The 7,315-nt window shown below is 41.7% G+C and carries 8 protein-coding genes and 1 pseudogene; 5 read left to right on the top strand and 4 right to left on the bottom strand.

What is annotated here, in order from left to right; translation table 11 throughout:
* Together G4P69_RS34505 and G4P69_RS34500 are read left to right on the top strand one after the other, a co-directional pair.
* The coding region (locus G4P69_RS34505; RefSeq protein ID WP_208354426.1) for an ABC transporter substrate-binding protein at positions 1-905 on the top strand (905 nt) is incomplete at its 5' end.
* Between the two features lie 183 nt (positions 906-1,088).
* A complete protein-coding gene (locus G4P69_RS34500; protein WP_208340104.1) occupies positions 1,089-1,922 on the top strand; it encodes an ABC transporter ATP-binding protein in 834 nt (277 codons plus the stop codon).
* A 64-nt stretch (positions 1,923-1,986) separates the two neighbouring features.
* Here G4P69_RS34500 and G4P69_RS34495 read toward each other — a convergent pair whose 3' ends face one another.
* Positions 1,987-2,226 (bottom strand): hypothetical protein, encoded by a 240-nt coding sequence (locus G4P69_RS34495; RefSeq protein ID WP_208340105.1) that lies wholly within the window; start codon positions 2,224-2,226, stop codon positions 1,987-1,989.
* A gap of 68 nt (positions 2,227-2,294) precedes the next feature.
* Positions 2,295-3,191, bottom strand: a complete 897-nt coding sequence (locus G4P69_RS34490) for a carbohydrate ABC transporter permease (protein ID WP_208340106.1) — start codon at positions 3,189-3,191, stop codon at positions 2,295-2,297.
* Positions 3,192-3,427: 236 nt separating this feature from the next.
* On the opposite strand from G4P69_RS34490, the gene G4P69_RS34485 reads away from it, so the two are divergent.
* The 3 genes from G4P69_RS34485 to G4P69_RS39730 all read left to right on the top strand — a co-directional run bounded on the left by G4P69_RS34485 (position 3,428) and on the right by G4P69_RS39730 (position 6,391).
* Positions 3,428-4,909, top strand: a complete 1,482-nt coding sequence (locus G4P69_RS34485) for a hypothetical protein (protein WP_208340107.1) — start codon at positions 3,428-3,430, stop codon at positions 4,907-4,909.
* 319 nt (positions 4,910-5,228) lie between these two features.
* Positions 5,229-6,116 (top strand): cation diffusion facilitator family transporter, encoded by an 888-nt coding sequence (locus G4P69_RS34480; protein WP_208340108.1) that lies wholly within the window; start codon positions 5,229-5,231, stop codon positions 6,114-6,116.
* Positions 6,117-6,196: 80 nt separating this feature from the next.
* Positions 6,197-6,391, top strand: coding sequence for a hypothetical protein (locus tag G4P69_RS39730; protein ID WP_243902230.1), 195 nt, complete (start codon positions 6,197-6,199; stop codon positions 6,389-6,391).
* Between the two features lie 55 nt (positions 6,392-6,446).
* On the opposite strand, the pseudogene G4P69_RS39725 reads toward G4P69_RS39730, so the two are convergent.
* Together G4P69_RS39725 and G4P69_RS39720 are read right to left on the bottom strand one after the other, a co-directional pair.
* A pseudogene (locus G4P69_RS39725) lies at positions 6,447-6,659 on the bottom strand (PIN domain-containing protein); the annotation flags it as partial.
* Between the two features lie 71 nt (positions 6,660-6,730).
* Positions 6,731-7,072, bottom strand: coding sequence for a helix-turn-helix domain-containing protein (locus G4P69_RS39720; RefSeq protein ID WP_310833921.1), 342 nt, complete (start codon positions 7,070-7,072; stop codon positions 6,731-6,733).
* Between the last annotated feature and the right edge of the window lie 243 nt (positions 7,073-7,315).

Raw genomic sequence — 7,315 nt, 5'->3', positions numbered from 1 at the left:
GAAACTACTTTGACCAACAGCCACCAGAACGGAAAGTCTGGGCGGTAGTACTGAGTTCCGCTATTTACGAATACTTTGTCCGCTATCTATCCGCCGCAGCAGGTGTCGATCCTCTCAAGGAGTTTCGCGTTATTATTGTACCTCCTCCCCAAATGGTTACAAATGTAAGAATTGGGGCAATGCAAGCTTACATGGTGGCAGAACCTTGGAATACAAGAGCGATTAAAGGGAACGAAGGTATCGGCTTTACCTTTGCCCAAGGTAAAGAAATTTGGTTAGGACACCCAGATCGACTGTTGGGTGTGATGGAATCTTTTATTGTCAAATATCCGAAGACTTATCGTTCTTTAGTTAAGGCAATGATTGAAGCCTGTCAGTATTGCAGCAAGCCGGAAAACCGCAAAGAAGTTGCTGAACTGATTACAGATCGTTCCTTTACAGGTGCAAAACCGAAAAAGAAGGGTGCACCACTCACTAAGTTTACAGGACCAGGCATTTTGGGCAACTACAACTATGGCGGTTTTGATGGCAAAGACCGCGCCGTTAAAGCTGCTGACACCACCATTTTCTATGATTTTCCTGACAAAGTTCCTCACGAACCAGGAGAACATTCAACATTTTTATTGAGATCTAGAAGTATCTGGTTGATGACACAAGCAGCCCGTTGGGGGCAAATTCATTCTTTTCCCCAAAATGCTGAAAAACTAGCTGAAAAAGGCTGGCGCACAGACCTTTATCGAGAGATCGCTGCTGAAATGGGAATCAAGTGTCCTCAAGATGATTACAAAGTGGAACCGGCAGAAGTTTTCATCGATAAGAAACGTTTTGATCCTAGTGATCCTGTGGGCTATCTCAAGAGTTTTGAGATTAGGGCGAACGCTCCCACCCGATTTTTCATGTCTTAAATAAGGAGTCAGGAGTCAGAATTCAGGAGTCAGTAGGAAATTGGATGAGGGTTTCAATCCCTTTATTAATTAGCCGCTTTAAAAAACTTATGCTGAATACTGGCTCCTGACTTCTGAATTCTTTCTGTTAAGTTTCTTGTTTAAGTATCACTAATAACTAAATTATTCTGGGGGCATTTGATCATGGAATACACATCATTACCTACCAATAAACAAAGTAAATTTAGCGCTCAAAATGGTTTTCTAGAAATTGAAAATTTAGTCAAATCATATAAAACACCAGATAAAGGTGATTTTGTCGTTCTAGATAATGTTAATCTCAGCATTGGCGCAGACGAGTATATTTCTGTGATTGGTCATTCTGGTTGTGGTAAATCAACACTACTAAAGATAGTCGCTGGGTTAGAAAAAGCAACTTCTGGTTCAGTGAGACTAGATGGAAAAGAAATCCGAAAACCAGGTGCTGAAAGAATGATGGTATTTCAGAACTACTCGCTATTACCTTGGTTAACGGTGCGAGAAAATATCCGTCTAGCTGTAGATGAAGTGTTGAAAAATGCTAATCGTGCCGAAAAAATTAGCATTGTTAACGAACATTTAGCAATGGTCAACTTAACGGCAGCAGCAGATAAATATCCTGATGAAATTTCTGGAGGTATGAAACAAAGGGTGGGTATTGCTAGAGCCCTAGCAATTCGTCCAAAAATGTTACTTATGGATGAGCCTTTTGGGGCTTTAGATGCATTAACTAGAGGTAAATTACAGCGACAAGTCTTAGATATTTGGGAAAACCATCGACAAGCTGTAATGATGATTACTCACGATGTTGATGAAGCAATTTATATGTCAGATCGCATTGTTTTGATGACTAATGGACCATCAGCTACGATTGGAGAAATATTAGAAGTACCTTTTCCTCATCCACGCGATCGCGTCGCTATGCGCAATTCACAAGAATTTTTTGAACTCCGCAACCACGCCTTGAATTTCCTGGATCGATATTTTACTCAAGACTAGAACCAAAGAAGAATTCAGGAGGAGGCAATAGCAGAAACTAAAACGTTAGTATCAAGGACTATTCTCATTCGCCCTTGCGATAATTCTCAATTTCTGCCGCTATTTCCTCCTCGGTCAGTGGATTCTCTGCGTGCAATGCTTGTGTCTCCTTCAATAGCTCTCGTAATTTTTGTGCTAACATTGCTTTGTCATTATTTTCTGGTAAGATGATTACCTCCACTCGTTGTCCTGCGTGAAAGGGTAAATCAGACAAAACGACATGATTAGGGTCTTCAATGGTGATGTATTTTTTATAATGATTCATAGTTTTTTTCTCCCATAGCTTCCCCTATAGTTACTAACTGTGTCTTGTAAAATAAAAGCTACAATGCACTAAACCTTAGTCGCATTTCTTCTAAGAAAGAAACTCGCGATCGCCACGGCTGCAATCAACAACAGAAATGTTACCACCACTAGCGCTGCACCATATCCAAAATCTAAGTACCGCATGACTGTAGAATAAATGTAGAGTGATACGACTTCTGTTGTACCACCTGGTCCCCCACCAGTCATTACCATAATTAAGTCAAAAATCCCAAAAGCTTGCGCAAATCGAAACAGTGTAGCGATGAGGATTTGCGGCATGAGCAAAGGTAGAGTAATTTGGTAGAAGCTTTGCCAAGGTCTTGCTCCATCAAGTGCATGAGCTTCGTAAAAGTCTGATGAGATTGACTGCAAACCTGCCAATAGTAAGACACTAATAAATGGCGTTGTTTTCCAAATATCGGCAACTATAACGGCGATCATCGCCAGTGTTGGTTCTCCTAACCAATTAATTCCAGTTTTAATTAAGCCTAAACGCAACAGAATATCATTGACAACTCCAAACTGGTCGTTAAAAATCCATCCCCAAGCAAGACCAATGAGGGCAGTAGGCAAAGCCCAAGGTAAAATGGCGACTGTACGCACCACACCCCGTCCAAAAAACTTTTGGTTCAACACCAATGCAATACCTAGTCCTAACAGTAGTTCTAGGGACACCGTTGATACGGTAAATACTATTGATGTCCAGAAACTTTGCCAAAAACGACCATCTCCTGCCATTCGGATATAATTACCTAACCCAGAAAAGACAGGTTGCAGTTTTGTACCCAGATTTTGAGTGAATAAACTTAACCAGAAAGCACGAGCAATTGGGTAGCCAAAGACAAACAAGAGCAATAGTAAGGCGGGTAGCAAGAAAATCCACGCCGTTCTCTGCTCTCGATTACGAATAAATATCGGTGTCATTTGTTAGTAATTAGGCTTAAAGAGAATCACGCTATTCCAAGTTATGTGATTATGTTGGTCATTAGTATACCTCGGTCGCTATATGTAAGAACACAAATTTACCTTTAAGTCTGATCTCACCTTGAAAATCGCGTATTTGATACCGTACAATTTTTTGCTACGCATTAAGAGATCAATACGTAGCCTAATATATTTTTATTCCAGTATAAATTATTACTTAAAATAAGGAGTTTATTATGTCTTTAAGTATCTCAAGTATGTTTGATGCCAATTTTTATCGTGCAGCCAATCGCGATTTAGCTGGTTTAAACAATACTCAAGCCTTATTACATTTCCAACTTTATGGTTTAAATGAAGGTCGAGCTTTCTCACCGTTTATTGATTTAAGTTTTTACCGAGCTAGTAATTCTGACCTAGCAAAATATAATAACAGCCAATTGTTAAATCATTTAGAAACTTACGGGGTAGCTGAGGGACGGAAATTTTCTCCATTTGTTGATCTAAACTTCTATCACACTCACTACAACGATCTTCTAGGTTTGAACAATGAGCAGCTATTTAATCATCTAGAGAATTATGGTATAGCTGAGGGACGTCAATTCTCACCACTCATTGATCTGAAGTACTACAGTAAAGTTAATGCAGATCTAGCCAACTATAATAATCAACAAGCACTAGTACACTTGGAACTTTATGGACTTCCCGAAGGTCGGGAGTTTTCTCAATTCTTTAGCGTAAATTATTATAAATCCAGCAATCCCGATTTGGTAGCAGCCAAACTGACTAATATTCAACTGTTAGAACACTTTGAACTATATGGTTTGCCGGAGGGGAGAAAATCATATCCAGGCAAAAACACATATCAAGCTCAGAATGGAGAACTTGTTTCTGGTATTTTACCGACTCCATCTGCTGATTTAAGCTATTTTGGTGGCAAAACCATTGCTAACCTTAACTTTTTCAACCTCTATTTTGGTGGTTCTCAGTCTTGGAACACATCCGACATTCAGAATATTGATAGTTCTCTATCAGAAGCAATGTCAGATGTGCGATTAAATAGTATTATCTCCCAATATTTTCCAGGTCAATCTGTAACTAGTAATTTCTTAGGGTCTAGAATAGTAGAAGGATCTCTCCCCAATACAGTCAATAAGAATTATATCGAGTCATTGTTTACCGATTACGCTAAAAACGGAGCTTTCAATGGCTATGATCTTGCTTCAACAGTCTTTGATATTTTATTACCTAAAAGCACTATCTTGACCGATGGCACAACCCAATCTACAGATGGTCTTGGTGGATACCACGGTTCAGTACACTTCCAGGGACAAGATGGGACACAGAAGACAGTTTACTATGCAATAGGTGTTTACTCTCAAACCTATTCGTATTTAGGAGTAACTTACAGCAACGGCATTCCTGCTTTTAACGAGCCTTGGAAGAGTGTTGTGGCAACAGCTTACCACGAGTTGAACGAAGCTAGAACAGATCCGGATGTAGAAGACGCCATCCGAAATAACAACAACACCAAGTTTTTAGGTTGGTACTCAATCCAAGGAGGAGAAGTCGGCGACTATCCAATTACAGAAGCATACAGTTACAACTCCGTTTTTCGCGAAGTTCGTCTGATTAATGGCCATGGAACTGTTCCTATTCAGGTATTATACTCCAATGTGATTCACGGACCAGAAGACCCAACCACAATACTATTAAGTTAGGAGTGTTGATTTTGCAACATTGTGTTTAGCTAGTTTGAGCTTACTGGGACTGCTCACTACATCATTATTGGACTGGAAGGAATAGCCAAGTAACAAAGTATTTTTACTTTTAATGAGAAAAAGTTTAATCACTGCAGAAATCTATTGTTAATTTAGATCAGTACTCTAGCTGTTATTAATTACAAATTATCTCAATAACATTTGATAATTGTGCGGGCTAAAAGAGAGATTAAATTCATACCACGTAAGGGTTTCAAACATCGTGTCCAAGTGTTAACTTCTACAGTAGAAGTTATAAAACTTGTATTTAAAATGCCTTATGACCTACAATAGCCGTGCTACAGTTAGAAAAGTGTTAATTATCACGCTACTGCTTAACTTAGTTGTAATGGGGTTAAAAGCTGTAGTAGGTTTTTTAACAGGATCTCTAAGTTTGCTAGCTGATGCTTTACATAGCGTGACAGATAGTGCTAGTAACGTTTTAGGATTGATTACTAGTCATTTTTCTTCTCCACAACCTGATCGGGAACATCCATATGGACACCAAAAGTTTGAAGCTATAGGTGCATTAGGAATTGCTGCTTTTTTAGGTATAGCGTGCTTTGAAATTCTTCAAGGAGCAGTCGAAAGGATTCTTAAAGGCGGTCATCCAATCAAGATATCAGCACCAGAGTTGTGGTTATTACTGCTTGTGTTGGGGATTAATATTTTTGTCGCGTATTACGAACGTGCTGTCGGACAGCGCATAGGTAGTGTAATTTTGATTGCTGACGCTAAACATACGATGAGCGATGTGTGGGTAACCATCTCAGTGATGGGTGGTTTGATTGGCGTTTGGATGGGGTATCAGTGGCTAGATGTGGTTTTGGCTTTTCCTGTTGCTTTGATGGTGTTTTGGAGTGGGTGGTCAGTTTTAAAAGATAATTTGCCTTATCTCGTCGATCAGATGGCGATCGCACCAGAAGTGATTAATGCGATCGCGCTTTCAATTCCTGGTGTAATCAACTGTCATGATATAGCTTCTCGCGGCGTTCTAGGTCGCCAAGTCTTTATTGAAATGCATCTAATAGTAGATGCTCACGACGTAGAAACCGCACATAGGATAACAGAGGAAGTAGAAAAACAACTAGAAGAACGCTTCAATCCTGTAAGGATTTTAATTCACGTTGAACCGCCAGCATATAAATCCAATCAAATCACCTTTTAGCCGCTTGGTTTAAGTATAAAAAGTTTGCCCGTGCGTACCATGAATGCCTCATAACATAAGTCGTAACATGCTTACCGTCGATGCCATGCCAAGCTCGCCCAAAATATCGAGAAGTGCGTCGAGATTCATCGGTGGTGATCGAAGGGCTTGGTGCTGCTGTCGCACGACTTGACACACGAGAGCGCCATTCATGTCCAAGCATCTCATCACAAAGTCGTCCGGATGCTCTATCTCAATCCCGTATAGCGCGCATACTTGCGGGGGAAAATCCTTGACATTGAAGGTGACGATAGTATCGCATTGACCGTAGATGGCGGCTGCAAGCACATGGCGATCATCTGGATCGGGTAAAGACAGAGTAGGGATCAGTGGCTCAAACCCTTTGATGAGGCATCCTTCGACGTGCGCGTCCATAAGCTCTCGTGTACGCTCAAGGCGCGATCGAGAGATATCACTCCGGTTAGCTAGAACTGAACGCATCCATTCTTCGTGGATTGTACTCGTCCACCGTGCGCGAAATAGTCCGGTCGTCGCAAGACGCATGAACAAGTCTCGTAACGGTGCTGGGTAGAGGACGCACGCATCCAGAACCGCGACAGTGACTAATATCTCACTCAATATCCCATCCCAAGATCTTGCGCTTCTTTGACAAGCTCGTCGAGAACCTGCTGCCGTAGTTGGTCGGTGATCTGCTTGTAGCGCAGCACATCAACAGCAAGAACCCGTCGATACACGCCGACCTTACGGCTTGGTATTTTTCCTTCATCCAGAAGCTTCACTAGATAAGGACGAGAAACACCCAGTATATCAGATGCCTGTTGCGTCGTCAGTTCTGCTTGGGTTGGAAGTATGGTGAGAGGATGTCCATCCTTCATATGGTTGAGAACGTCTACGAGAAGCCGAAAGACCTCTCCTGGTATCGTGATAGTCGCACCGTCTAGGGACGGATCAAGCACAGAAAGCGTAACATGCTCAGGCGGATTTTTGTACAAATTACCGAGCGTATGCAGCGCCTCCTCTGCTACCATGGCGGCTTCAGGCGTAGGAACAAGAGGGGTGACAAGGTGTCGGGTCATAGAAAGTTTTTACCAAGACACAATTTTCTCATCTATAATAGCCCATCCTCGAAACCCACGAACCAGTCGAACCCAGCCCCCACCCCCCCCCCCCCCCCCCCCCCCCCCCCCCCCCCCCCCCCC

The sequence above is a fragment of the Aetokthonos hydrillicola CCALA 1050 genome (assembly GCF_017591665.1).
Classification (GTDB): Bacteria; Cyanobacteriota; Cyanobacteriia; order Cyanobacteriales; family Nostocaceae; genus Aetokthonos; species Aetokthonos hydrillicola.
This window is presented reverse-complemented; position numbering and strand designations above follow the sequence as displayed.

What these genes read in the sequence shown, in the direction of transcription:
- G4P69_RS34480 (WP_208340108.1), top strand. Translation starts at nt 5,229, where the DNA reads ATGACCTACAATAGCCGTGCTACAGTTAGAAAAGTGTTAATTATCACG.
- G4P69_RS39730 (WP_243902230.1), top strand. Translation starts at nt 6,197, where the DNA reads ATGCCATGCCAAGCTCGCCCAAAATATCGAGAAGTGCGTCGAGATTCA.
- G4P69_RS34490 (WP_208340106.1), bottom strand. Translation starts at nt 3,191, where the DNA reads ATGACACCGATATTTATTCGTAATCGAGAGCAGAGAACGGCGTGGATT.
- G4P69_RS34495 (WP_208340105.1), bottom strand. Translation starts at nt 2,226, where the DNA reads ATGAATCATTATAAAAAATACATCACCATTGAAGACCCTAATCATGTC.
- G4P69_RS34485 (WP_208340107.1), top strand. Translation starts at nt 3,428, where the DNA reads ATGTCTTTAAGTATCTCAAGTATGTTTGATGCCAATTTTTATCGTGCA.
- G4P69_RS34500 (WP_208340104.1), top strand. Translation starts at nt 1,089, where the DNA reads ATGGAATACACATCATTACCTACCAATAAACAAAGTAAATTTAGCGCT.